The organism is Paraburkholderia phenazinium, assembly GCF_900141745.1.
Classification (GTDB): Bacteria; Pseudomonadota; Gammaproteobacteria; order Burkholderiales; family Burkholderiaceae; genus Paraburkholderia; species Paraburkholderia phenazinium_B.
On sequence record NZ_FSRM01000001.1, the window covers coordinates 3625132 to 3650310 of the forward strand.

Annotated in this window: 27 protein-coding genes; 19 read left to right on the top strand and 8 right to left on the bottom strand. The window is 59.9% G+C overall.

What is annotated here, in order from left to right; translation table 11 throughout:
- Window positions 1–126: 126 nt before the first annotated feature.
- The 3 genes from BUS06_RS16225 to BUS06_RS16235 all read right to left on the bottom strand — a co-directional run bounded on the left by BUS06_RS16225 (window position 127) and on the right by BUS06_RS16235 (window position 3400).
- Window positions 127–1266 (bottom strand): alpha/beta hydrolase, encoded by a 1140-nt coding sequence (locus tag BUS06_RS16225; protein WP_254368859.1) that lies wholly within the window; start codon window positions 1264–1266, stop codon window positions 127–129.
- A gap of 22 nt (window positions 1267–1288) precedes the next feature.
- Window positions 1289–2146: an aldo/keto reductase gene (locus BUS06_RS16230; protein WP_302050854.1), complete on the bottom strand. Its 858-nt coding sequence runs from the start codon at window positions 2144–2146 to the stop codon at window positions 1289–1291.
- 165 nt (window positions 2147–2311) lie between these two features.
- Window positions 2312–3400, bottom strand: coding sequence for an alpha/beta fold hydrolase (locus BUS06_RS16235; RefSeq protein WP_083611441.1), 1089 nt, complete (start codon window positions 3398–3400; stop codon window positions 2312–2314).
- Window positions 3401–3632: 232 nt separating this feature from the next.
- On the opposite strand from BUS06_RS16235, the gene BUS06_RS16240 reads away from it, so the two are divergent.
- Both BUS06_RS16240 and BUS06_RS37860 read left to right on the top strand, forming a co-directional pair.
- Window positions 3633–4580: a GlxA family transcriptional regulator gene (locus BUS06_RS16240; protein WP_074266132.1), complete on the top strand. Its 948-nt coding sequence runs from the start codon at window positions 3633–3635 to the stop codon at window positions 4578–4580.
- 229 nt (window positions 4581–4809) lie between these two features.
- Entirely contained in the window at window positions 4810–5217 is a 408-nt protein-coding gene (locus BUS06_RS37860; RefSeq protein ID WP_074265196.1) for a hypothetical protein, read from the top strand.
- Between the two features lie 196 nt (window positions 5218–5413).
- Here the strand turns inward: BUS06_RS37860 and BUS06_RS16250 are convergent, their stop codons facing one another.
- A complete protein-coding gene (locus BUS06_RS16250) occupies window positions 5414–6544 on the bottom strand; it encodes an alpha/beta fold hydrolase (protein WP_074266133.1) in 1131 nt (376 codons plus the stop codon).
- A gap of 119 nt (window positions 6545–6663) precedes the next feature.
- Here BUS06_RS16250 and BUS06_RS16255 point away from each other — a divergent pair, with 119 nt between their 5' ends.
- Entirely contained in the window at window positions 6664–7293 is a 630-nt protein-coding gene (locus tag BUS06_RS16255; protein ID WP_074265197.1) for a TetR/AcrR family transcriptional regulator, read from the top strand.
- A 246-nt stretch (window positions 7294–7539) separates the two neighbouring features.
- Window positions 7540–8061, top strand: a complete 522-nt coding sequence (locus BUS06_RS16260) for a DUF2867 domain-containing protein (RefSeq protein ID WP_074265198.1) — start codon at window positions 7540–7542, stop codon at window positions 8059–8061.
- Between the two features lie 185 nt (window positions 8062–8246).
- On the opposite strand, the gene BUS06_RS38180 is transcribed toward BUS06_RS16260, so the two are convergent.
- From BUS06_RS38180 to BUS06_RS16275, 3 genes are all read right to left on the bottom strand, one after another.
- Window positions 8247–8504: an aldehyde dehydrogenase family protein gene (locus BUS06_RS38180; RefSeq protein WP_254368908.1), complete on the bottom strand. Its 258-nt coding sequence runs from the start codon at window positions 8502–8504 to the stop codon at window positions 8247–8249.
- Between the two features lie 243 nt (window positions 8505–8747).
- On the bottom strand, window positions 8748–9446 hold the full coding sequence (locus tag BUS06_RS16270; RefSeq protein WP_074265199.1) for a glutathione S-transferase: 699 nt from the start codon (window positions 9444–9446) through the stop codon (window positions 8748–8750).
- A 217-nt stretch (window positions 9447–9663) separates the two neighbouring features.
- On the bottom strand, window positions 9664–10344 hold the full coding sequence (locus BUS06_RS16275; RefSeq protein ID WP_074265200.1) for a DJ-1/PfpI family protein: 681 nt from the start codon (window positions 10342–10344) through the stop codon (window positions 9664–9666).
- Between the two features lie 122 nt (window positions 10345–10466).
- Between BUS06_RS16275 and BUS06_RS16280 the strand changes: the two genes are divergently transcribed.
- The 15 genes from BUS06_RS16280 (at window position 10467) to BUS06_RS16355 (ending at window position 24315) form a co-directional block, all read left to right on the top strand.
- Window positions 10467–11441 (top strand): GlxA family transcriptional regulator, encoded by a 975-nt coding sequence (locus BUS06_RS16280; protein WP_074265201.1) that lies wholly within the window; start codon window positions 10467–10469, stop codon window positions 11439–11441.
- A gap of 336 nt (window positions 11442–11777) precedes the next feature.
- Window positions 11778–12782: an ABC transporter substrate-binding protein gene (locus BUS06_RS16285; RefSeq protein WP_074265202.1), complete on the top strand. Its 1005-nt coding sequence runs from the start codon at window positions 11778–11780 to the stop codon at window positions 12780–12782.
- A 250-nt stretch (window positions 12783–13032) separates the two neighbouring features.
- Window positions 13033–13506, top strand: a complete 474-nt coding sequence (locus BUS06_RS16295; RefSeq protein ID WP_074265204.1) for a MarR family winged helix-turn-helix transcriptional regulator — start codon at window positions 13033–13035, stop codon at window positions 13504–13506.
- Window positions 13507–13597: 91 nt separating this feature from the next.
- The gene (locus BUS06_RS16300) at window positions 13598–14008 is read left to right on the top strand and encodes a MarR family winged helix-turn-helix transcriptional regulator (RefSeq protein ID WP_074265205.1); all 411 of its coding nucleotides are present in this window, start codon (window positions 13598–13600) and stop codon (window positions 14006–14008) included.
- 14 nt (window positions 14009–14022) lie between these two features.
- Window positions 14023–15606 (top strand): DHA2 family efflux MFS transporter permease subunit, encoded by a 1584-nt coding sequence (locus BUS06_RS16305; protein WP_074265206.1) that lies wholly within the window; start codon window positions 14023–14025, stop codon window positions 15604–15606.
- A 527-nt stretch (window positions 15607–16133) separates the two neighbouring features.
- Entirely contained in the window at window positions 16134–16709 is a 576-nt protein-coding gene (locus tag BUS06_RS16310) for a TetR/AcrR family transcriptional regulator (protein WP_143787611.1), read from the top strand.
- Between the two features lie 122 nt (window positions 16710–16831).
- Window positions 16832–17416 carry a TetR/AcrR family transcriptional regulator gene (locus tag BUS06_RS16315; RefSeq protein ID WP_074265208.1) on the top strand — a complete coding sequence of 195 codons (585 nt, stop codon included), beginning with the start codon at window positions 16832–16834 and terminating at the stop codon, window positions 17414–17416.
- A 69-nt stretch (window positions 17417–17485) separates the two neighbouring features.
- Window positions 17486–18226 (top strand): SDR family NAD(P)-dependent oxidoreductase, encoded by a 741-nt coding sequence (locus BUS06_RS16320; RefSeq protein ID WP_217272810.1) that lies wholly within the window; start codon window positions 17486–17488, stop codon window positions 18224–18226.
- 248 nt (window positions 18227–18474) lie between these two features.
- Entirely contained in the window at window positions 18475–19350 is an 876-nt protein-coding gene (locus BUS06_RS16325) for a helix-turn-helix domain-containing protein (protein WP_074265209.1), read from the top strand.
- An 87-nt stretch (window positions 19351–19437) separates the two neighbouring features.
- Window positions 19438–20349 (top strand): PhzF family phenazine biosynthesis protein, encoded by a 912-nt coding sequence (locus BUS06_RS16330; RefSeq protein ID WP_074265210.1) that lies wholly within the window; start codon window positions 19438–19440, stop codon window positions 20347–20349.
- Window positions 20346–20891: a RidA family protein gene (locus BUS06_RS16335; protein ID WP_083611442.1), complete on the top strand. Its 546-nt coding sequence runs from the start codon at window positions 20346–20348 to the stop codon at window positions 20889–20891. The genes BUS06_RS16330 and BUS06_RS16335 overlap by 4 nt, the downstream gene beginning before the upstream one ends.
- A 62-nt stretch (window positions 20892–20953) precedes the next feature.
- Entirely contained in the window at window positions 20954–21706 is a 753-nt protein-coding gene (locus BUS06_RS16340) for a transporter substrate-binding domain-containing protein (RefSeq protein WP_074265211.1), read from the top strand.
- Complete coding sequence (locus BUS06_RS16345) at window positions 21703–22359, top strand: ABC transporter permease subunit (RefSeq protein WP_074265212.1); 657 nt, start codon at window positions 21703–21705, stop codon at window positions 22357–22359. Before BUS06_RS16340 ends, BUS06_RS16345 begins: the two co-directional genes overlap by 4 nt.
- A complete protein-coding gene (gene glnQ / locus BUS06_RS16350) occupies window positions 22356–23084 on the top strand; it encodes a glutamine ABC transporter ATP-binding protein GlnQ (protein ID WP_074265213.1) in 729 nt (242 codons plus the stop codon). The genes BUS06_RS16345 and glnQ overlap by 4 nt, the downstream gene beginning before the upstream one ends.
- Before the next feature lie 46 nt (window positions 23085–23130).
- Window positions 23131–24315: a serine hydrolase domain-containing protein gene (locus tag BUS06_RS16355; protein WP_074265214.1), complete on the top strand. Its 1185-nt coding sequence runs from the start codon at window positions 23131–23133 to the stop codon at window positions 24313–24315.
- Between the two features lie 6 nt (window positions 24316–24321).
- Here BUS06_RS16355 and BUS06_RS16360 read toward each other — a convergent pair whose 3' ends face one another.
- On the bottom strand, window positions 24322–25155 hold the full coding sequence (locus BUS06_RS16360) for an oxidoreductase (RefSeq protein WP_074265215.1): 834 nt from the start codon (window positions 25153–25155) through the stop codon (window positions 24322–24324).
- Between the last annotated feature and the right edge of the window lie 24 nt (window positions 25156–25179).

Consider the following 25179-nt stretch of genomic DNA (forward strand, 5'->3'; position numbering starts at 1 on the left):
GAAAAGGGCTACTGCATCGGTGCCATGTCGAGGTGCTCAATTCAACTCATGCGAGATAGCTTGCCGGAGCCAGTCGACGAACTGCTTCACTTCGCCTGGGAGACGTTCACCCGGCCGATCCACCCACTACAACCCGCTCGTCTTAAGCCACGAACGAATGGCCTCGAAAAGCTCAGTCTTGCGCTCAAGCGGAAGCCAGTGACCAGCGGGCAGGCTCGCTACGGAAAGGTAGTCGCAGGCGCCACGCATCGGTTCTCCGAGGCGACTGCGGTTGATATCGCAGATGGCGTCCCAATCACCGTTGACGAACAAGACAGGCTGGCGCAGCTGGCCGCCTTCCGGCGCTGTGTGCGCGTAGGCAATGTTGGCGGTGTCGTTCAGGTACCAGGCGTTGACCGAACGGAAACCACTGACATCAAACGCATCGACCAGCGCGTTAAAGTCGGTGGGCGTCCAGAGCGCTGGATCGGGCGGCGTTGCCGGAGCGCGATGCGCCGAGCCATATCGCCCACCGTTTTTTGTGATAAAGGCGGACGGAGAAACCTGCCCGACCGACGCAGGATTGCCACGCCGATAGAGCGACGCGAGCGCTGCCGGGATGTCCGCCTCGAAATCGCTAACCGTCTGGCTGAAGTGCGTCAGGTAAAAGCGAAAGTAATCCCACTGCCCGTCCGGGTATTGATCGGCCGGGTACAACTGACGGTCGATCAGTTGCACGAGATTGGGCAGTGCGAAGCCGTCCGGAAAGTAAGGGACTGAGATCAGCACTACGCCGCGACTGCGCGCCCCGTGGTGCGCAGCCAGCGCTCCAGCCACCGGACTTCCCCAGTCGTGGCCAACCCAGATTGCCGGGCGCGCCCCCAAATGGTCGTGCAGTTCGACCATGTCGTGGACGATCTCGTGCAAGGCATAGGCCCCGGAAGCCGCCGGCGCCGATGAGCCGCCGTAACCCCGCATGTCCGGAGCAACGCAGCGCCAGCCTTCGGACGCGAACGCCTCGATCTGCGCGCGCCACATCAGGCCGATCTCGGGCCAGCCGTGGAGAAAGATCATCAACGGCCCATCGGTCGGCCCAGCTTCCAGGTAGCGCGTTGTGTGGCGCGGCGAGCTGAACGTATTCACGCTCAGGTTAGGAACGTTATCTGAACTGGCGCCGGGGACTACCGTGCCGCCGGCAGCACCAGACCCAGCCCCAAAAGCTGCCTTACCCATCAACAGACCTGCACCAAAAGCGGTTCCATCGGCGAGCAGAGTGCGGCGCGACATGGCTGACCTGGGGAAATCTGATTTAGTCACGATTGATTATAGGAAAGGTTTGCGGACTCACCTGCTCCGGGTCTGGTCCGCCGCGTTCGCCGGTGTCGAGCGCGCTGATTGCCTGAACTTCCTCCGACGCAAGTGCGAAGTCGAAGATATCGATGTTCTCGGCAATCCGTTCCGGGCGCACGGACTTCGGGATAGGAGACGTGCCCAACTGGATCTGCCAGCGCAGGATAATCTGCGCCGGAGTCTTTCCGTATTTCCTGGCGAGCAGTGCTACCGTCGGATGGGAGAAAGGGTCGTGCACCTCCTGCGAGGCCTTCGCCTTTTCTCCGTCGCGCTTGATGCCGCCAATCGGGGACCACGCCTGGGTGATGATTCCGCGCTTCTCATCAGCTTCACGAAGTTCGCGCTGAACGAAGAAGGGATGCAGTTCTATCTGATTCACTGCGGGAATGTGACCCGTTTCCTCAATCAACCTGTTGAGATGGTTGGAGCTGAAGTTACACACGCCAATCGCTCGAACGCGCCCCTCTTCGAGGAGCTTCAGCGCGGCCCTGTAAGCGTCGATAGTTGCTGCGAAGGCCGAAGGAACCGGCCAGTGGAGCAGATACAGGTCAAGGACATCGAATCCCAGCTTTAGAAGACTTTGGTCGAAAGCACGAAGGGTCTGGTCGTAGCCGTAGTCGGTGATCCACACTTTGGTCGTCACGAAGATATCTTCTCGAGGGATGCCAGACGAACGGATACCTTCCCCAACCTGCTGCTCGTTCATATAGGCTGCAGCCGTGTCGATCAGCCGGTATCCATTTGCGACTGCCGATCGGACCGCAGCTACGGTTTTCTCAGGCTCGCTACGAAACACCCCAAGTCCGAAGGCGGGCATCTCGATTCCATTGTTCAACCTGTACACGGGACTTTTGCCTGTCACCATCGTTAATCCATTTTCAGTTGGGTGTAGCTCTTGCCAGCGCGCCTGCTGCAAGGTGCGTGGGCGCGAGTGCCGTGACGCCGGGTAGATGCCCCCTCCGCATATCAATCCCATTGCGGGTCAGACGGGCGTTACCATTTGCAGGAACTTCACGAGTTGCTCATTGACCACATCAGAGGCTTCGTGTTGAACCCAGTGGCCTACATTGTCGAGTTCGAGACCGCCAACGAGACTGGGAACGCCAGAGCGCATTTGGTCCACGGTCAGCGGATAAAGCTCTCTCAAGCCATCCGCCTTCCCCCAGATGAAAAACGAAGGCTGGGTAATCCGGGCGCCCTTCCATGGAGCGGACAGGTAGAAGTACGGTTCAGCGGCCCGATAGTAGTTCAGGGCACCATGAAAGCCGGTGCGCTGAAATTCCGCCACGTTATGAGCGACGTAATCGGGCTCGGCCCATAACGGCAACGGTCCAGGGGCCGCACGGTGAAGGCTTCGTGCCGGGTCCAATGGACTCCATCGCTGGTCTGCGGGAGCGGAGCCCGATGCCCAGTACAGAATTCCAGGAATAGTCACCGTGGCATCGGCCCAGATCTGATCGGCGTCCGGCCGGCTCTGTTCGAACATGTAGAAATCGTCCTGATGTCCGGACTTGCGCATCTTGTCGAAGACGCTGACATCCCCACGAGGAACGAAAGGCACGCTCAGACCGAACACAGCCTTGAATCGATCGGGACGCATCAGTGCCGCTTGCCACACGTGCGTTGCACCCCAGTCGTGACCCACGAGGACAGCGCTCTGAATCTTCAATGCATCGAGCAGGCCAACCAGGTCGCCGACCGTTTGCAGTGGCGTGTACAAGGCTGGGTCCGCCGGAGCCGAACTACGTCCGCAGCCGCGCATATCTGGAGCAATTGCCCGATATCCGGCAGACGCCACGGCTTTCATCTGCTGGCGCCACGTGTAGGAGGTGTCCGGAAACCCGTGGCAAAAAAGTACGGCTGGCCCATCGCCCTGTTCGGTTACGTGCAGGGTGATGCCGTTGGTATTGACGTCGTACTCCTTGATACCGGAAACGCCGCCGGTTCCAGGAATTTGTGCCTGAGCCCCGCGATCCAGCAGCAGGCTTGCACCCAAAGCCGTCCCGCTCGCGAGGAACGCGCGGCGAGAGATAGACGGTGCAGGAATAGAGGCTGTTGCAGAGAGGTTCATTTCCATATGGGTTTTTTGATTGGCCCGATGTGAGATTCGGGAACCCGCTAATCTTAGAAGCCCTCAACAAGCCGGGAAGGACGTATTTCCGACAATTCTGGCCATGTTGGCGCGACCACACTTATCGGCATCAGGACCGGTGGTTAGAATCACAGTTCAGCAGGCGATGGCTCGTGCCAGGCGCCAGTGTGCAGGACGTAATGTTATGGCCTGCTATTTTCCGGGATCTATCATGCTGCGCATTGGCTACATCGTCGTTCCAGGCTTCCAGGTCATGGTTTTCGGCGGACTAACCGTGTTTGAGCTCGCAAACCGGCTGACGAGGGAGCCGTACTACGAGATACGGCTGATATCTGAAAGCGGAGGGCCGGTTCAAAGTTCTCTCGGATACTCCGTCATGACGGACAGTTTCGAGGAAGGCGCGTTCGACACGGTGATCATCGGCGGCGTCATCACTGGTGCGTACCCGGCGAGCGCCGCACTGATTGAATATTTAAGAGGCGCGGTGAAAAACACCCGGCGTGTTGCCTCAATGTGCACGGGCGCGTTTTTTTTGGCTCAGGCCGGCGTTCTGGACGATCGGCGTGCCACGACTCACTGGGCTCACGCGCGCGAGTTGCAAACGACGTATCCGAAAGTCAAAGTCGAAGAAGATCGGATATTTGTCGTGGATGGTCCGGTATGGACTTCCGCGGGCATGACTGCAGGGACCGATCTTGCGGTTTCGATGGTGGAACGGGACCTTGGTGCAAAAGTAGCGCGCATTGTCGCCAAGCGAATGGTCATGTTCCATCGACGCGCCGGCGGACAGTTACAGCACTCCACACTGCTGGATCTCGATGCGAAAACTGACCGGATACAAACCGCGCTGGTCTATGCGAAAAGCAATTTGCACACCCCGCTGACGGTCGACAGACTGGCTGAAGCGGCCAATCTGAGTGTGCGGCAGTTCAGCCGCGCATTTCGTGAAGAGACGGGGCAATCCCCTGCAAAAGCTGTCGAGAACTTGCGGTTGGAAGCGGCGCGTCTTATGGTCGAGCAGGGCAGGCTGCCTATTGATGTCGTTGCGCGAGAAACGGGCTTTGCTGATCCCGACAGAATGCGCCGTGCATTTCTGCGAGCATTCGGTGAGCCGCCTCAGGCTATTCGCCGCAACGCACGTGGACAAGCGGATAGCTGATTCGCCCCAGCTGCAAGAGGAGCTCTCATGACCGCCTGAGGCTGGCACTGATGACGTCGCCGTGCCAGAGGTTGATCCTGTGAACAGTTGCGGTCATCGCTGCTCCAATTCGCCCTCGTGGAAGCGCGCCTGCGTTCGCGCGGTGGGTCGCCATCCTGGGCAGATTCGCGTTGCCTCAGCCGTTCGATTGTTGCTAGCGAACCGGAGGCTATAAGAGGGACCGGGGGAAGTGCTGCGCGAAATGTTCCACGCGTTCGCGACCTTCACTGCGAGGCATCCCGAATTCCATCGATTGATCGCGTTCGAAGGTCAGATAAACGGCGACCGCTTCGATTGGTTGATCGAGAATTACATCCGCCCGTCCTACGAGATATCCACGCAAGCGATTCGTGCAGGACAGCAGGCTGGCGTCGTGCGCGCCGGCGATCCTGGGCAGCTTCACTACGCAGTAATCGGCATCATCAACACCAGCATCGTGTTCGCGAACGAGTACAGCCGGATGACTGGCCTGGATCCGCGCGCGCCCGGCGAAGTCGAAAAGGTCGTGAGTCTTGTGTGCGACCTCTTAGGACTGCCCACTACGACGGGACTGGAAGAGCGCGGCGAAGCGCACGCAGGTGTTGAACCGTCAAGGTAAGCCGTCCTGCATCGTCCGCACGAAGGTCCCTTGACCGGGTGGACCTGACACTCGAACGTCGGAGTCAATGCATAGATGAAGTTCTGCTTTTGGCCGGTCATTTTGCCTGACGGCCACTGAAACGTGACGGACCTGACGGGACGGTGGTCTGGAAGCCGGGCGATATTTTCAGGAGCAACGATAGGCATTCCCTAACCTAACCGCTGATGTGATCCGCCCCGCCCACCTCCTTGATGAAGGCGAGCAGGAGCTCGCTGAGCCGAACCGGCTGCTCCTGCTGGATCCAGTGACCGGCGCCGTCGATCAGTTCGATGCCCTCCATTCTCGTCGCCGCCTTCGTCCTCATGAGATCGAGCGCGCCAGGCGCCGAATAAGTGCCCCAATCGCTCTTCCCGCCAATGAAAAGCGAAGGGACATCGATCGTCTTGCCCGAAAACAGGCGCAACTCAGCGTTCAGGTCAGGATCGGAAAAGACGCGATAAGGCTGCAAGGCGCCTTGAAACCCCGTGCGGCCATACTCCTCCGTGTACACCCCAAGTTCCGGCTCGGTGAGCCATTTGCAGGCCAGGACCTCGGCGGCCGAGGGTTGGAATGGAGCGACGGTCTCGGGCATCGTCTTGCCGAGATCCATGACGTAATAGGTGGGCATTTGTGCAAGTTCTGCGGCGGTTAGCGCCTTCAACGGATGCGGCTTATTCCCCGGCCAGTCGGCGCTCTTGACGTAGAAAAATGCACGGAGAAACGCGTGTAAGCCTTGAGGGGGGCGCCACATGTCGTGGTTCGCCTTCCGTGTGCTCAGGTATTGCTGGTAATACTCTCTCGGCGGGTTGAGCGCCGCCAGCGCGGCCGCCAGGTTTTGAGTGCCAGTGTTCGGTTGAACCGACGATACCTCGCTTTCCGCAATGTTAAAGGGAAGCGTCGGCGGACCGGGGAACGGTGCGCTCATCAGCACCACCGAGGGAAAGACGTCAGGTCGGGCCAGCGCACAATAGGCCGCCACGGGCGAGCCGAGGTCGTGCCCGACAAGCATTGCCGTACGCCGATACCCCAACGCCAAAACCAGTCCGAGCGCGTCACGCGTCATATTCAAGAGGCTGAAGGGCGCTAGCTGGGCGTCATAGTCGTTCACCCAACCGGTGGTACGGCCAAAACCCCGCTGGTCGGGCGCCACGACATGGTAGCCGGCGTCAGCCAGAAGCGGGATCAGGTGTCGCCAGCCGTACGCCAGATCGGGAAAGCCATGCAGAAGCAATGCGAGCGGCCGGTCGGGGGTTTCGTAACCGGCCTCGAGAATATGGACATCAAGGCCGTTGACCCCATGGATCATGCGCGAGCGGACCCCCTTGGGAAGCGTGTCCTCACGATACGTTGATGTGGTCAAAGCAATTCCTCCTATGGGGTTTGCGCGGGCGGGTACCGGACTCCTGATATGGTGATCGCCATAGTATGGCAATCACCATAGAATCATCAAGCGAAACGTGCTATGTTCGCGGCATGCCACGTAAGACTGACGCCCGCGCTCGCGCGATTGCCACGGCCGAACGACTGTTTCGCATCCAGGGCTACACTGCGACGGGATTGATCCAGATCCTTGAAGAAAGCGGTGCGCCTAAAGGATCGTTCTACTTTCACTTTCCACGCGGCAAGGCACAACTCGCAGAAGAAGCAATCGATAATTACATTGCGAATCGAATTGCTGTGTTACGGGACATCTCGGCGAATACGACGGGTGATGCCCTGAATTTTGTTCATCAGATTTTCAGGACATTCGCGGCCGAAATGGTCGCCTCTGATTTCCAGTATGGATGTCTAATGCAAAATCTGGCGAATGAGTTGCCCGCGCTCGACGCTGAGCTGACCAAACGGGTAGCGCGCGGATTTGTTGAGTCGACCGAGATTATTGCGGAGCATTTTAGGGGCTGCGGTTTTGCTCCCGCGCGCGCGTCCTCTACCGCAGCCGCATTGGTAGCCGCCCTCGAAGGCGCGCGGACGATCGCACGCCTGGAACGCACACCGGCTATATTCGAGGCGCTGGCAGACGTTAGTGTCCAACGGTGGGCTGCCTCCGAGGGGTGATCCGGTCCAATGTTCCCGGTCGAACAAAATTGGCACCGATCATCGTACGAAGAGCGTCTGTCTTTCGCGAATGTCCGTTCGCAGACGCCCAGCCGCCGGATGAATGTCCTGGCATTGTCCGTTGCCGGACCGCCACAATCAGTTTGGCTTCGGCTTAAGCAGGAATATGTCACGCTAATTCTCTCGACTACGTTCGCTTGGGTCGTGCTGAGGCAGTCGGGCAACTTGAACGCATGGAGAATGGGCATGCAGACGAATTCGAAGAAGGCCGAACAGGTCGGCCTGCCGGCGACCTCACGGCTCAGCCAGTCGTATGGCAAAGCTGATTTTGTCGACGCCTTTTCGGTGGACTTGCCAGCGACTGCTTGCAACGATGCAGAGTCTCTCGCTCGATACATCTTTGCAGGGCAACCCAAGTGGATCGCGATGCTGCTGGGAGTTCGCGACATTGCCGTTTGGCCATTCGGCCTTAAAAGAACGATCGATCTGAGAGTCGCGAAGGACGACCGGCTAAGTATTTTCCGCGTGTTCGAACGGCATAAAGACGAGATCATTCTGGGAGAGGACGACACGCATCTTGATTTCCGCGTGTCGGTTCTCGTGCAGCCTGCATCTGAAGACCGGTCCCAGCGACTGATAATCACTACACTTGTCTTCTACAACCGTCTGCTGGGTCGGGCCTATCTTAGCCTTATCGCTCCTTTCCATCGCCTCGTCGTGCGAGCCTCGCTCGACCGGGCACAGAAGCTCGGATGGCCCGGCCGGTAGCGGCGATTCCGATCAACGCTCCTTCCAGCAGGCCGTAGATGGCCTGACGCTGAAAGTCGCGGGTTCCTGAGAGCGGCCGGGACCAGGCGTAGCTATCCGTCTCCACCTGATCGGTCACGCCGAGCGGCGTATGGTGCAGTTCGACAATATGTTCTTCGGTCTCCTCGACGATCTCGACCGGAATTCTACGGGCCGCAATCTGACGAATCCACGAGATGGGACCGATCGACCTCCGGCTCCGCCATGGTCTTTAGCGGCTTCCCCTGTTCAAGAATCAGCAGGCGTGACAACTCGTCCCGATGTACTTCGAGTGCGTCGGCGTAGGCGTTGAGGTATTTCTGGCGCCCGTCGTAGCCAAGCGCAGACCAGGCTTTAACCGCATGCCTGGCCGCTGCGACGGCTTCTTCAAGCTGCCGGCTGAGGCTGCCGGGGCCTTGGCGAATACTTCACCAGTAGCCGGGTTGATTACGTCAAAGCTATCTTGCGACTTCACAAGATTACCAGCGATGCTGAGGTAATACGGGCCGTTGAAAATGCCAACGGACTGAACTGCTTGTGGCAATGCAGACATGAATTGTTCTCCGAGATACGGAGGGCTGAAGTGTTGATGTCGCGAATCCCGCCAAAAATCGACGGGTTTTTCGTTACCTGGTAGGACTACTTAGCTTTAGAAAAATGAAATTTTTTCATGCAGCCGCTGGTACGGAGAACGCCGGCTGCGTGCTTACGCTGGGCCGCTCCTGCATTCTTTCGTACCATGCCAGGAGCGCGGTGCACTCAGCCGGCACTGGCAGCTTGACGATAGAAGCGAAGACCAGGCCGCCGATTACGGTGATGTCGGCCATTGAAAATTCTTTGCCGGCGACATACGGCTGATTTCGAAGAACAGCATCGAAGTAGTGCATTCCGCGTAGAGCCTTGTCGCGCTGCCTGAATCCCCATTCGGCGTTCTGGTACAGCTCAACGTGCGGCCCCAATCCCGGCGTTCCATGATGGAAATACACGCTTATGGCGTCGAGCAATTCCAGTTCGGCACGCTTGCTCATCATGTGGATCAACCCTTTTTCGCGCGGCGCCCTGCCAGTCAGAGTCGGCACGCCATCGAGTCCGTCAAGGTACTCCGTGATGGCCGTGCACTCGGCAATACAGGTCCCGTCATCGAGTTCGAGCACCGGCAGCGTGCCCGAGTAGTTCTTGCTCGCCATGAATTCGGGATTCTTGTGCTCGCCCGCGTACAGATCGACCAGCACGAACCGCACTCGCGATTGCAGATTCTTTTCCGCCAACGCAATGCGCACACGCGTCGGATACGGCCCTTGCGGGAAGTCATAAACCGTCATCGTCGACAAGTGATTGTCATTGATACTCGTTGCGATAGCACTCATTTGGCTTTCCTTTCGTAGTGGTGTCGTAGCGAACGACAATCTTGCATACCTACCTATCGTTCGTTAGGTTTACAATATGCGTTACAATCCGGGTTGTCAACACTGAGTAGTCGACCCATAAGTCACCTTCGATTTACCCGGCCACCCAATGCAATCGGCACACGCTGCCTGCTACTGGCAAGCCACCGATCGACGGCACGCGACGCGAAGCGGCAACTCAGGTTCCACCTGCGGTGATTTCCATGACAATTCGTCGTCGCGCGGCGAACCCCTGTTCGGACCGTTGCTTTACTAGCTCCACGACCGCCCGCGGTGCGACATCTGGCCCACCAGCATTGAATGGCGGCGCCGGAGCATATTCGAGTTCGAGCTGAATCGCCTGCGCTTCCTCTACCCCCGCCAACTCTGCAGCCACTGTCAATCCAAAATCGATGCCCGCGGTCACACCTCCGCCGGTGATGAGGTTGCCGTCACGGACTACCCGACCGTGCGTCGGAATGGCACCAAGTGGCTCAAGCGATGTGTGGAAGGCCCAATGAGTTGTGGCACGCCGTCCGCGAAGCAACCCTGCGGCACCAAGCAACAATGCGCCGGTGCAAACAGACGTGATGTAGCGGGCACCGGCGGCCTGTTTGCGAACAAACTCGATCGTTTGAATATCCTGCATCAAGTTCGTCACGCCACCTCCACCGGGAACACAAATCACGTCGAGTGGCGGGCAATCCCCATAGGTCGTTGTGGGCGTAAGGAGCAATCCATTGCTAGATGTCACGGGGTCACGTGTTTTCCAGATCAAGTGGGTCGTTGCGCCGGGAAGCGATGCGAGTACGTCGTGGGGACCGGTCAGGTCCAGCTGTTGTACTTGTGGAAATACCAGAAATCCGATTTGGAGCGTCATGAGGATACCTTGTCAAATGTATAAGCGATTTTCACCAACGACGGTCTTCGAGGTGGACGGATCGATTCTATGCAGGTAGCCTTTGGCAAGATTGCCATTTACCCCTCAGTTTCTGCCATGTAATGTCGACCAAAGCGCGATCCATATTGCTGCTTGCTTTCCCGGACGTTCAACTCCTTGACGTCAGCGGGCCATTGCAGGTTTTTGCCTCCGCCAATGAACTGGCAGCGCAGCAGCGGCTCGCCGAACCCTACGCACCTCGAGTTGTTGCGGCCGAAGCCGGGCTCGTGACCTCGTCTTCCGGCCTGGCCCTGCTGGCCCATTCCATAAGTTCAGTGAAAGGGCTCATCGACACGCTCATCATTCCGGGTGGCCGCGGCGTTTCCGCGGCATCGGAGGATGCGCGCTTGACCCGTTGGATACGGCGTCAGACCAGCCGATCGAGGCGCATCGCCTCCGTGTGTTCAGGAGCGTTCCTGTTGGCAGAGGCCGGGTTGCTGGATGGGCGGCGCGTGGTCACGCATTGGGGCCGTTGCGACGAACTGGCGAACCGCTATCCAAAGCTGCGCGTAGAAACTGATCCAATCTTCGTTCGCGATGGCGATATCTGGACATCCGCAGGTGTGACCGCAGGAATCGATCTCGCCCTTGCGCTGGTGGAAGCGGACCTCGGCCGTTCGATCGCACTAGAAGTCGCTCGCGAACTCGTCGTCTTTCTGAAACGACCGGGTGGCCAGTCCCAGTTTAGTGCCGTGCTGTCGATGCAAAGGGCGGACGACAGGTTCGGCGACCTGCATGCATGGATGGTGGCACACCTTGCCTCGGACCTGTCCGTCCCTATGCTCGCCAGACGACTCCACATGAGCGAACGCAGCTTCATGCGTCATTACAAGGCGGAAACGGGCCGCACGCCGGCGCGCGCGGTTGAGCAACTCCGGGTCGAGGCAGCACAGCGACTACTCGGCGAGACCTCATGGCCGGTCAAACGCATCGCATCTCGCTGTGGATTCGGTAGCGAAGAAAGCATGCGGCGCAGCTTCGTCCGACTCCTGCGGGTCGCTCCGCAAGCGTACCGAGAGCGGTTCTCGTTTTGCTAGCACGCGCATCATGCGTACGCCATGCGATACAACGTTGACCGCGCCAGTCATTCCATCGAAAAACCGCCAGACCGTTGACGAATTTACAGAGAACGTCGAGTGACCGTTTGTGGCCGGTCATTGCCTGACGATGATCAGCGATGCCCGCCGCCCCGTCACTAGAAGCGATACAGCAAGCACCCCGCTCTTTCAACCTATGCAATTCACCTCTGAGCCGATTTAGATCTTCCAATTCGATATTGGCCTTGCGTGAGCCACGCTTCCTATAATGGCCCGCCGATCGCCGAGGACAGAAAAAAATCTCGCGCCGACGGCGGTTTCCGAAGGAGCGCTTCGATGTACACACTGTCGGCATCCCGCCGCCGTTTGCTCAAGCTCGGCGTGGCGTTAGCGGCGGCCCCGCTTACGCCTCGCTTCGCGTTCGCGTCCTCCGCACCGGCAAATGCCGAGGCGCTTGCCGGCGTCACATTGCGCGTCGCCACCTATAAAGGCGGCTGGCCGCCGCTGCTCGCCGCTTCCGGGCTTGCAGATACGCCATACCGCATCGAGTGGCACGAGTTGAACAATGGCCTCTTACATATCGAGGCAATTAACGCGGACGCGCTCGATATCGGTTCGGGCAGCGAAATTCCTGCAGTATTCGCTGCGCGCCAGAATGCAAACGTGAAGTTCATTGCGCGTACCCGCGAGGATCTCAACAACCAGGCGACGCTCGCCCGCAAAGACACGCCTATCCAGCGGATCGCCGATCTGAAAGGAAAGCGCGTCGGGTATGTGCGTGCGACCACGTCACATTACTTCCTGTACCGGCAGTTGACCGAAGCGGGCTTGTCCTTTGACGACATCCACGCAATCAACCTCGCGCCTGCGGACGGCCTGCCCGCGTTCGCCGGCGGGGACATCGACGCCTGGGCGATATACGGCTATAACGGTCAACTTGCACGCAACCGCTATGGCGCACGCGAACTGGCAACAGGTAAAGGGTATCTGTCGGGCAATTTCCCGATCTACGCAAATCCGCGGGCGCTCGACGATGCGCGCCGCCGCGCTGCGATCGGTGACCTGCTCGTGCGGCTGCGGCATGCATATGCGTGGGCAAATCCACACTTCATTGATTATGCCCGTGCACAAAGCGCAGAAACACGCGTACCGGTCGACGACCTGGTGGCCATGTTCAATAGACGCAGCGACGATTTCGGGCTGCTGGCCGTCACGCCCGATGTGATTTCAGGGCATCAGGAAGTTGCGAACGTGTTTGCGCATATCGGTGTGCTGGATGGCCCGACGAACGTCGCTCCGTTTTGGGACGCATCATTTACACCGATCATCCAGTCCGCGTGAAGCGAACAACCTGCCCCAGATCGCAAGCCTCAAACCGGCCGTGCCTGTCGCGTCAGACCTCGCCCAGTCCGATCGCCGATTGACGGCGATCGGCAGCGCGCGCAGCAAGATAGCAGACCTTCAATCGATCAAGTTGAGCGATGTGGGAGACAACAGACGGGTTGACGATCGAACCGCCCCTAATAAAGATGCGAACGAAATCGCCTAAAAAATACTTGAATATGTGCATATGCATCGATACACTGCACCCATGAACCGTTCACTCCGTCACGATGAATGTCATTGTTTCGCCATGCGTCAGGCGGCGCGGTACATGACTCAACTCTATGACCGGCATCTCCAGTGTGCTGGAGTGACAGCAGCCCAGTTCACGATTCTCGGCAAGCTCGCGAGTCAGTCCGAAGTCAGGATCGCCAGCCTTGCAACGGAAATGGTGATGGACCGGACCACGGTTTCACGTGCGCTGAAACCGTTGGAACGAGAAGGGTTGATCAGATTCGAGCTCGACGAAGATGATGCCAGGGTTCATCTGCTGACCCTGACGGAGCATGGGAAACACGTGTACGAGCAGGCGAAAATGGCGTGGCGCAATGCACACGACGAAGTCGAACGCAAGTTTGGAAAGGAACGCACGACAGCACTTCGTCGTGAACTGTTCCTGTTGACACACGACGCACAACCCAACAGCAATATCGGAGGGTCGCGGCGGGCGAGCGGACGCTAGCTGCACCGTTTCTTTTTGGCATCAAAACGTGCGTATGCACGTTTATTTTTACCCAATTGCATGCATATGCACTTTTGAAGGCGCACGATCAATGGAAACCCTGCCCGACGACGATTGCTTTGCCCTGCGCCAGGCGTCGCGCTTTATCTCTCAGATCTACGGTCAGCATCTTGCAAATGTGGGCCTGACGACGACGCAATACTCCATCCTCGACCGTCTGCATAGGCATGGAGACATGACCATGCACCAGCTCTCCATGGCCATGGTCATGGACCGCACGAGCATCGTGCGCGCGCTCAAACCCATGCAGCGTGACGGTCTCCTCGAGAGCCGAAGGGATGGCGGCCGCGAGTCGACCATAGCCCTGATGAAAGCAGGCGTCACGCGTCTGAAAAAGGCCCGCCCCTATTGGGCTACAGCGCAAGCCGAATTCGAAGAACGTTTTGGAAGCCAGCGAATAAGAGCGCTGCGGAGTGAACTGTTCGATCTGACCGACGACTAGCCGTACCAGCGAACATGAATACCTCTACTGCCACTCCACTGCCGGATCCGATGGATTTGCCGGCGCGCACGAAGCTCGTCGCTTTCGGCATCATGTGTCTCGGCTTCTTCATGGCCACGCTCGACATTCAGATCGTCGCGTCATCACTTCGGGACATCGGCGGCGGACTCTCGGCCAGCCAGGACGAACTGTCATGGGTCCAGACGTCTTATCTGATTGCGGAAATCATCGTCATTCCAATGTCGGGCTGGCTTACGAGAGTGTTTTCGACACGCTGGGTCTTCGCCTTTTCAGCGCTTGGATTCACGATCACCAGCATGCTTTGCGGGCTCGCGTGGGATATCGACTCGATGATCCTGTTTCGCGGTCTCCAGGGCGCGATGGGGGCTGCAATGATTCCAACGGTCTACACAACGGTATTCGTGATCTTTCCACCCAGGCAGAGAATTATTGCTGCCACCACGATTGGCGCGCTTTCGACGCTCGCACCGACGATCGGGCCGGTTATTGGCGGTTGGGTGACATCCGAGTGGTCGTGGCACTGGCTGTTTTACCTGAACGTCGTGCCTGGCATTATCGTCACGCTCTTCGTGCCACGGTACGTCAACTTCGATCATGCCAATCTGTCGCTGCTGAAGAAAGGAGATTATGTGGGTATCACGTTGATGTCGGCGTGCCTTGCCTGCCTCGAATACGTGCTCGAAGAGGGGCCACGCAAGAACTGGCTCGGTGACGAGGCCATTCTCCTGTGCACGTGGATCAGCGTTGTGAGTGGCTTCCTGTTTATCGTGCACGCACTGACAGCAGACGAGCCGATCATCGACCTGCGCGCACTTGCCGTGCGCAACTTCGGGATCTGCAGCGTGCTGTCGTTCATCATCGGCATCGGCATCTTTTGCACGGTGTATCTAACACCGGTTTTTCTCGCGCGGGTACGAGGTTTCGATTCGCTCCAGACGGGAATGGCACTACTGTCGGTGGGATGCTTCCAGTTGCTCGGCATGATCGCCTATACCGTACTCGCGCGGCACATCAACATGCGCTACCTGTTGATACTGGGACTGACGATGTTCGGCCTCGGCTGCTACCTCTACGAGCCCCTGACAAGCGACTGGGGCTGGCAGCAGTTGCTGCTTCCGCAAGCGCTGCGAGGCTTTGGCCAGCAACTCGCCATTCCACCCATTGTCATCATGGCCCTGGGTTCGCTGCCGGCTTCCCGGCTGAGATCCGCGAGCGGCCTGTTCAATCTGATGCGCAATCTCGGCGGCGCGATCGGCATTGCGGTGGCTAGCACCATGCTCAACGATCGCCTGAACTTCCACTATGAACGGCTTGCAGAACATGTCAGCATCGGACGTCCGGTTGTCGGAGCGTTTTTGCAAAGCAAGACCGGTCACATCTCCGAAGTGGCGGGCGATACGCTGAACGCTGCCAATGCAGGACTAGGTGAGTTGCATGCGCTCTTGATGCGGGAGGCGCTCACATTGACATTCGCCGACGCCTTTCTCGCCGTCGCGTTGTGCTTCTGCGTGGGGCTCATCAGTGCGTTTTTCACGCAACCGGTCGCCAATACCGCTCCGCCGCCCGATGCACATTGAGTTCGCCCGCTCATTGCGATGAATGGTTGGCGCCGATCGCTTCCTGTTCGAAACAGAATTCGTCGGCGCCGGCTTAGGTCTTCTCGATCCGCTTGACCTGAATTACATGCCGGACAAGTCCGGACGGAGATTGCGGACCGGGCTCACGCTTTCCAGCAGCGAAGCCAGATGCAGAAGTGTGGATTCCGCCATCCACGGCGAGACCAGTTGCACTCCGATCGGTAGCCTGGATAAGTAGCGAATAAAGCCAGGTTTTATGACTACCTAACGTTTGTTAGTTAGAAGATTGGGCGTTATACTTCGTCTCGTCAACACTCTTTGAACCGCAAGGGATGAGCGGAGGCTCTGGCAACGGCAAGCGCGACGGTCATCGCGGACTGATGGAATCACGCGCCCCTACCCCATCCGCAGAAGCTGAGGCAAACTACTGTCGGCAACTCAGCAATACTTGCTGTCGTGAGGCCTGCAACTTAAGCTAAGCCACCTCTGTAATTGCGGGGTGGTTCATGTTCAATGAGGGGAGATTCGTGGCGAGCCAGGCAAGCACCAGTTCCAGTGACAAGATCCTGGCTGTCGCGACGAAGATCGCGCAGGCGCACGGCTATGGTGGATTAAACCTCCGTACCCTTGCGCAGGAAGTGGGTATCAAGGCTGCAAGCCTGTACCACCATTTCCCGAGCAAGGCCGACCTGGCCGCCGCCGTCGCCAGGCGTTACTGGGAAGATGCGGCGGCGGCGCTGGAAGCGTTATCGACAACGACTGCAGATGCGGCCGACTGTTTGCGCAGATACCCGGGGACGTTTCGCGAGGCGCTGGAGAACGACAATCGCATGTGTCTGGCCAGCTTCATGACCGCCGAATATGACGATTTGCCCGAGGTCGTGCAGAAGGAGGTCCAGGCCTTTGTTGAGGTCAACGTTGCGTGGCTTGGAAAGATGCTTGCGGCAGCGAGAATTGTCAGCTCCAGAGACGCCAAGAAGCGGGCCCGCGCCATATTTGCCGCAGTCTCAGGCGCACAACTAATGGCGCGAGGCCGTTCCGATATCAAGCTCTTTGATGCCTTGATCGAGAGCTATCGGGAGGCTGGACTCTTACCCGCGTAGGAATTCGATCACGGTGAGGACCACACGCTGAACAATGCCCGCAGCGCCCTCGCCTTCGTCCGCGATGACACTCGCCTTGGATGGTTATTGACAGATTGGTCCAGAACAAATAATCTCGGCTCATGGCTAGACCTAGAGAGTTCGATCGGGAAGAGGCACTGGACCGCGCTACGCGCGTGTTCTGGGCGAAAGGCTACGCCTCGACCTCAACTGAGGACCTGCTCGCTGCGATGGAAATCGGGCGACAGAGCCTCTACAACGCGTTCGGCGACAAACGAAAACTCTACCTGGAAGCCCTGGAACGCTATCAACGGGAAAGCACCACGGGCCACCTGGAGCGTTTGAACGGCGCTGCATCGCCGGTAGGCGGTATGGAAGCGCTTTTGCTTGGCCTCATCGCCGAGGACGAGAACACTCGCGCACTTGGGTGTATGGGTGTCGGCGCTGTCGGTGAATTTGGGGCTGCAGATCCGGAGCTTGTGATGCTCCGGAGCAAAGTGGGACCCAAGCTTTCCAGGCGCCTGGCTGAACGCATCCGTGAGGGACAGACTTGCGGAGAAGTCGATCCCGCCATCGACGCCCGCGAAGCCGCCGCCTTTCTACAGATGACGATGCAAGGCATTCAACTCGGCGCCCGCGCGGGCGGCGACGCGAAGAGCCTGCGCATGCTGGCCAGATTTGCAATCAACCGCCTTAAATCGCGCTAGGTAAAGGAAAAACTGGCGCAGTTTCCGCGCGCCCATTTATGGACTAATCTGTCAAAAACGGAGACAGAATTGAACGAGAATCGCAAACTTACGGGAAAGGTTGCCATTGTCTTTGGCGGTTCGCGAGGCATTGGTGCGGCGGCAGCAAGGCGCCTGGCAAACGACGGGGCCAATGTAGCGGTGACCTACGTGTCGGCGCCGGAGCGAGCGGCAGAAACGGTTGGGGCGATAGAGGCCGCCGGACGGACCGGCCTTGCCATCGAGGCAGACAGTGCTGATCCGGCAGCGATCGAGGCGGCTGTCGCGCAGGCCGTGGATCGCTTTGGGAGACTGGACATTGCAGTTGTCAACGCAGGCATCCTGTTGCTTGGCGACGTTGCGACGGTGAGCGTGGAAAATCTTGACCGGATGCTGAACGTCAACGTGCGTGGCGTCTTCCTCTCCATCCAGGCTGCGGCTGCGCGTCTCGCTGACGGTGGCCGGATCATTACGATCGGCAGCAACACTGCGGTACGAAGCGGGCATCCGGGCTCGAGCGTCTACTCGATGACGAAGGCTGCAGTTGCAGTCATGGTGAAAGGCATCGCCATCGACCTCGCAGGCCGTGGCATCACGGTCAACAATATTCAGCCCGGGCCTACGGTTACGGATATGACAGTCGATCATATCGAGAGGATCAAGCCGCTCATTCCACTCAAACGCGCGGCAGATCCGGACGAGATTGCTGGTCTGGTTGCATACCTCGCCAGCAAGGAGTCAGGCTATATGACGGGCTCCAGCCTCACCATCGACGGTGGCATGGTGCTGTGACTGCCAGTGAACGGCCGAACCAGGCCAACTGCCCCGCCTGAATCCGGGCGCCATTGTTTTCGAAGGTCATCTTGCGGCGGCACGGGGCGCGGGTAGGTATTCACCCAGCCGTATTTTGCGGTGCTATCCTGCCCAACATCCCTTAGATGCCAGCCCGTCCGGCCTTTCGCGATTCCGCGCCGCACAACGCGCTTCAGCCGCAACCCGGTCAAGATATGAAACTCTTCTGAATCGCATGGAGTACCGCCATGCTACGAACGTTCACCCAGCTCTGTCAGCCCGCCAACAAGGCCCTGCTCGTCGCCGCCGATGACGGACACGCGACGCTCACCGGCAGCGGCACCTACGCGATGCCATGGCACTGGCACGACTGCCTGATGTTCATCCTGCCGAGTCACGGCGCCGTCGAGTTATGCCACGAAGATCGCCGCGCGGGCACCTGGCTGTCGCAGGATCGCTTCGCAGTCGTACCCCAGGGGCAGGCCCACCAGACCCGCGCCGGATGCGCCACTCACACGCACGTCGCCGTCTACGTCACTGGCGACGCGTTGCGCAAGCTCGATACCGGGGTCGGCTCGCTTGGCGAATTCCGCCGTCGCACGCGCACTCCCATCCTCGTGCGCCGGACCGCAGCGATTCGTGCGTTGCAAGACCTGTCGTTGCGCAACGACATGGGAGCCTATGGCGGCGCGGCCACGCGCCAGGCCCTGTCGGCAGCCTTGCTGATGCAGTGCATCGGCGAAGTCATCTCTGGAAAAACAGAGCCGGGGACCTCGCCGCGCGAGCATGGCATGGCGCTCGTCGCCGACCTCGAAGCCTTCGTGACCCGCCATGCGGACCAGGACATTCCGCTCGACGCGCTCGAAGAGCGCTTCGGCATTTCCCGCCGGCACATTACGCGTCTGTTCCGCGAAGGCACCGGACTCTCGATCGGCGAATTCCAGCAGCGCAAGCGGTACGAAAACGCCTGTCGGCTGCTCACCGACACGGACCTGCCGATCGGCGAAGTGGCATTCCGGGTCGGCTTTGAAAGCGGCGCGGCCCTCGCGCGCGCGATGCGCCGCATCGGCGACCATTCGCCGTCCGATCTGCGCGCGACGATGGCCCGTTCGGTCAAAAGGTAAGGCCCGTTCGAACGCACGGCCTGGCGTCGATCCCCGTAAATTGACCGGATGGAAACACATCCCCCGGTCAGCGGGGCTCACGCCGTCATGTCTTCACGTCATCAGGTCGAACTCGTCAGCGTATTCGCCGCCGGCCCCGGCGGTGGCAACCCGGCGCCTATCGTGGTCGACGCAGCCGGCATGTCCGACACGCAAATGCAGGAGGTGGCGCGGCGCTACGGCCACGAAAGCGGCTTCGTCCTGCCGGCGCCGCCCGGCTCCAGCTGCGACTACGAGTTTCGCTTCTGGGTCCCGAATCATGAGATGTCGATGTGCGGTCACGCCACGGTCGGCGCAGTCTGGCTGCTCCATCAAACCGGGCGCTTACGACGTGACCGGCTAACCGTCCAGACCCGCAGCGGCGAGGTCGGAATTCGTATTACGGATTACACGGCCGAGGGCGCCGCGGTCGAAATCTCCCAACCCATGGGCCGGGTCGAACCGTTGCCGCTGGCGCAACTCAGCCGCGACGAGATCCTCGACGCGCTCGACATCACCGAGGCACAACTTGCGCCATTGCCGATCCAGAACGCCTGCACCAGTCGCGTCAAAACGCTGATTCCACTTGCCAGCCCGGTCGATCTCGACGCGCTTCGGCCGCGCTTCGAGAAAATCGAGGCGCTGTGCGAGCGGATCGGTTCCACCGGTCTCTACCCCTACGCGAGCTTCGACACCCGCCGGCAAATCTTCGATGCCCGGCAGTTTCCGCGCGCCTCTGGCTATCCAGAAGACGCGGCAACCGGAATCGCCGCCTCCGCGTTGTCGTTCGGTCTGCTCGCCAATGGCCTGGTCGAGGCGTCCACGCGGACCATCACGATCCGCCAGGGGCGCGCGATGAAACGCCCGTCGCAAATCTCGGTGCGCTTCAGTTTCGAGGACGGTGCCGCATCCGGCCACCCCGACGGCTGCTGGCTCGGCGGCCCGGTTCGCTTTGAGACGCGTGCCGAGGGGACGTCATGACGACTGTCATCGCGGACCGGCTGGCGCAGCTGGGCATGACTCTGCCGCCTCCTCCATCGCCGCGGGGCGTCTACGTGGGCGTGGTGATCCACGACGGTATCGCCTATGTCAGCGGCCAGGTCAGCCGCGTCGGCGACGAGATCATCGCCGGGCCAGTCGATCGCACCACCCCGCCCGAGCTGATCCGTCATGCGGCGCGGACCTGCGTGCTGCGCGCGCTGGCCGCGCTTGCGGCAGCGCTGCCGTCCACAACCACGGTCGAACGCATTCTGTACCTGCGTGGCTTCGTCAATGCCGTGCCTGACTTCATGAACCACAGCCAGGTGATGGATGAAGCCTCCGCGCTGCTGCATGAAATCTTCGGCGAAAGCGGCCGGCACGCAAGATCGGCACTCGGCGTCGCCGGCCTGCCGGGCGGCGGTCTCCTTGAAATCGAACTCACTGTCGCGCTCGCGCGCGAGTCCGTTCACGCACAGGAAGGCGCCGGCAACCCCAGCGAAGCCGGGCCACAACACACCGACGCACACCAACGCACGCCATAACAAGACGCGGGATCGCCGCTAAAACCGGCAGATCCGCACGATCATTTACCTCGGAGAACGCCATGAATCGTCGTCAACTGCTGCAACTCGGCCTTGCGGCCGGCCCCGCCATCCTGTTGTCCCGCTCCATTCAGGCGGCCGACGCCGAACTGGTGGTCGGTTCCAACGTGGGCGCCCCGCCGTTCGCGTTCAAGCAGGGCGACAGTTACTCCGGCTTTGACGTCGAGGTCTGGAGCGAAGTCGCCACGGGCATGAACCGTAAATGGCGCCTCCAACCGATGGAGTTCGGTGCACTGATCCCGGCACTTCAGACGCACAACCTCGACGTGATCGTCTCGCAGCTTTTTATCAAACCCGAGCGCCAGCAGGTTATCGACTTTTCCACGCCGTACTATAAAAGCGGCCTGATTGCGCTGACGCGCATCGACAACACTACCATCCACACCCCGGCCGATCTCGATGGCAAACACATCGGCACCGAAACGGGTACGGTCGCGGTCGGCTACGTCAAGGATCACTTCAAGGACGCTACGCTCGAGCAATTGCCGAGTATCAACAATGCGCTGCTGGCACTGGAAGCCGGCCGCACCGATGCGGTCGTCTACGATAAGCCCCTGTTGTTGTACTACGCCAACACCGCCGGGAAGAACAAGGTCAGAGTGATCGCGCCGCCTCTCGAGGGGCTCGATGTCGGCATGGGCTTCCAGAAGGGCAGCCCACTGGTCGCAGCGGTCAACCTTCAGCTCGCCGCCATGAAGGCAGACGGCCGGCTTCAGGCGCTCAACCAGAAATGGTTCGGCGAGGCGTCGTCATGAGCTTTGATTGGGCGGCTATCGTTGCCGCGCTGCCGGACCTCTTGCTGGGTCTGCGGCTCACGCTCCTGATCGCTCTGGCCGGGCTGCTCGGAGGCATCGCGCTCGGGGTTCTGGCAGGCGTGACGCTGACTTACGGCAGCCGGCTCGCAGCATTACCGGCGCAGGTCTACGTGGCCCTGATCCGCGGCACGCCTATCGTGGTCCAGGTGATGTTCGTCTACTTCGCGCTGCCGATCATGATGAATATACGCATTAGCGCCACCAGCGCCGCCATCATCACCTTGATCGTCAATTCTGGCGCGTATAACGCGGAAATCATCCGGGGCGCGCTCGACGGTGTTCCAGGTGGATTGCGCGAGGCGGGCCTCGCGATGGGCCTTCGTTTTCATACCGTGCTGGCGCATGTCATCACACCCATCGCGTTCAGGCGCGCACTACCGGCGATGGGAAACCAGTTCGTCAACCTGGTCAAGGACACCTCGATTTTTCTCGTCATCGGCGTCGGCGAATTGACCCGCCGGGGACAGGAAATCATGGCCGAGAACTTTCGGGCGGTGGAAATCTGGACCGCAGTGGCGATCATCTATCTGCTCGTGATCAGCCTGCTTGCGCTGGGTCTGCGAGTGCTCGAACGGAGAGTACGTTTGCCATGAGCATGATCGAATTTCAGCAGGCTTCCAAACGATTCGGCCAGCATGTCGTTCTGCAGCCGCTCGATCTCGCGATCTCGGCTGGCGAAGTCGCCGTTATTGTCGGGCCTTCCGGCTCCGGTAAATCGACCATGCTCCGCTGCATCAACGGACTGGAAACCATCAGTTCCGGCAACCTGCTCGTCGACAACATCAGCGTGCTGGGCTCCGCACGCGACGTCAGGCGCATCAGACTCGAAGCGGGCATGGTGTTTCAGCAGTTCAATCTGTTTCCGAACCTGACGGCGATGCAGAACGTCATGTTCGGCCCGATCCGGGCACGCGGTCAGACCAGGGCCGAAGCGCGCGAGATCGCCGCCGCGCTGCTGCACAAAGTAGGTCTTTCCGAACGCATGCATCACTATCCGTCGCAGCTTTCAGGCGGTCAGCAGCAACGCGTGGCGATCGCGCGGGCACTCGCCGTCCGGCCAAAGCTGATGCTATTCGACGAACCGACTTCGGCACTCGATCCGGAACTGCGTCAGGAAGTTCTCAAGGTCATGCAGACGCTCGCCGGTGAGGGCATGACCATGGTCGTCGTCACGCATGAGATGGGCTTCGCGCAGCGCGTGGGCTCGCGCCTGCTCTTCATGGAAGGCGGCCGCGTTGTGCACGACGGCAACCCCGTGGAAATGCTGTCCACGCCGCCGGGGGAACGCTTCCGCGAGTTTCTTCAACATGTTCATTGATGGCCTTGCACTTCACGCTCGCACGCCATAGGAGTCTGCAGTCAAAATGATCCCGTCGCACTTTGAAAACGCTTACGGCTTTCGCCGGGACAGTGTCCGGCACGACAACTGGCGAGAAGCACCATGGAATGTCTGGGCCTTTCGCCATGTCCACGAAATCATCCCGACAGCGCGAATTCCAGCCACACCGGGTCTTGCCGAAGAACCCAAGGTCAATGCCGACGCGCTGACCGAACACGCACTCGTGGTCCGCGGCGAACACCACACGATCGCGTCGATCCTGCAGCGGACCTCGACCGATGCCCTCACGGTGATGCGAGCCGGACGTTTCGTCGCCGATTTTCATGCGCCTAACTTTACGCTGCAAAGCCGCCATATTCTGTTCTCGGCCAGCAAGTCGGTCGCGGGACTGCTCGCCGGCATGCTGGTCGGCGATGCTCTGCTGGACCCCGACGCGCCAGTGGCGCAATACGTGCCGGAACTCGCGTGTTCGGCCTTCGGCGACGCCAGCGTCAGGCACGTGCTGGATATGCGAACCAGCCTCGCGTTCAACGAGGACTATCTCGATCCGAACGGCATCTACGCGCGCTATCGGCGGGCCGGCCTGCTGGACCCGCGCCGCGAAGGCGAGCCGCCGGAGACGGTGCTCGACCTGCTCGCTTCGCTGACCAAAGGTGCGGGCGAGCATGGTGGTCCGTTCCATTACTGCTCACCCAACTCTGACGTGCTCGGCCTCGTGATCGAGCGCGCCTCGGGACAGCGCTACGCCGACTTCGCGGCCACGCGTCTCTGGCAGCCGCTGGGGTTGCGGCAAGACGGTTGCGTCACCGTGGACATCGCGGGCACAGCGCGCTCAGGCGGCGGCTTGTGCATGACCGCGCGCGATCTGGCGAGAATCGGCGAACTGGTGCGTCTCGGCGGTATGGTCAATGGGCGCAGGCTGATATCGGCGGACTGGATGACCGATACGCTTACGGGCGGCAGCACAGAGGCATGGCGACAAGGAAAGTTCTCAAGCTGGCTGCCGAACGGCAAGTATCGCAACAAGTGGTATCAGGTCGGCAACGCCAGCGGAGCATGCTTTGCGATCGGCATTCATGGCCAGTGGCTCTATGTTGACCCGCTACGCGAGACGGTGATCGCCAAATTCTCGTCACAGCCCGTTCCGACCAGCGACGAATTCAAGCTCCTGAATCTCGCGCTGTTCGAGGCGATTGCGGCGATGGCGTAAGGTACTTCAGCCGTCCGTCGACACCGTGACCGCCTCCCATTCCCGGATCTCACTCTCCAACGCGGACAACTTGTCCCTCACGAGCCCGAGCGCATCGCTACCGAGCAGGAGATGCGTGGGAGGGCAATCCGCGGCGATTGCGGCGAGCATCGCGCGTGCGGCCTTTTGCGGATCGCCCAATTGCTTGCCGCTCTTCTCCTCGCGCGCTTTGCGGATGGGATCGAAGACCTGGTCGTAATCCGCAATCGAACGGGGCGTTCGCGTCATCGAGCGCCCCGCCCAGTCGGTGCGGAACGAGCCTGGCGCGACGGCTGTCACGGCGATGCCGAAAGGCTTGACCTCTTTGCCAAGCGCCTCGGAGATGCCCTCCAGCGCGAATTTGCTTCCGCAGTAATAAGTAATCCCTGGCATGGTGATATAGCCGCCCATCGAGGTGATATTCAGAATGTGGCCACGTCTGCGCTCACGCATCAACGGCAGCACGGCTTTTATCATGGCGACAGCGCCGAACACATTCACATCGAACTGTCTGCGCATCTCGGACAAAGGCGATTCTTCCATAACGCCTTCGTGGCCATAGCCGGCATTGTTGACCAGGACGTCCACCGGTCCGACGCTCGCCTCGATTTCCGCCACGATGCCGTCGATGGCATCGAAGTCGGTTACGTCAAGTACACGTCCGAAAGCCGCGTCCGCAGACAGCGACTCGAAATCACGCTTTGCCTGCGCACTTCTCACGGTACCGACGACCTTGTACCCCGCCGCTAGTGCCTCCTGTGCGAGCGCACGGCCGAAGCCGCTGCTGACGCCCGTGATGAGCAGAATTTTGCTGGATGCCATCGAAGCTTCTCCCGAATGTTGACT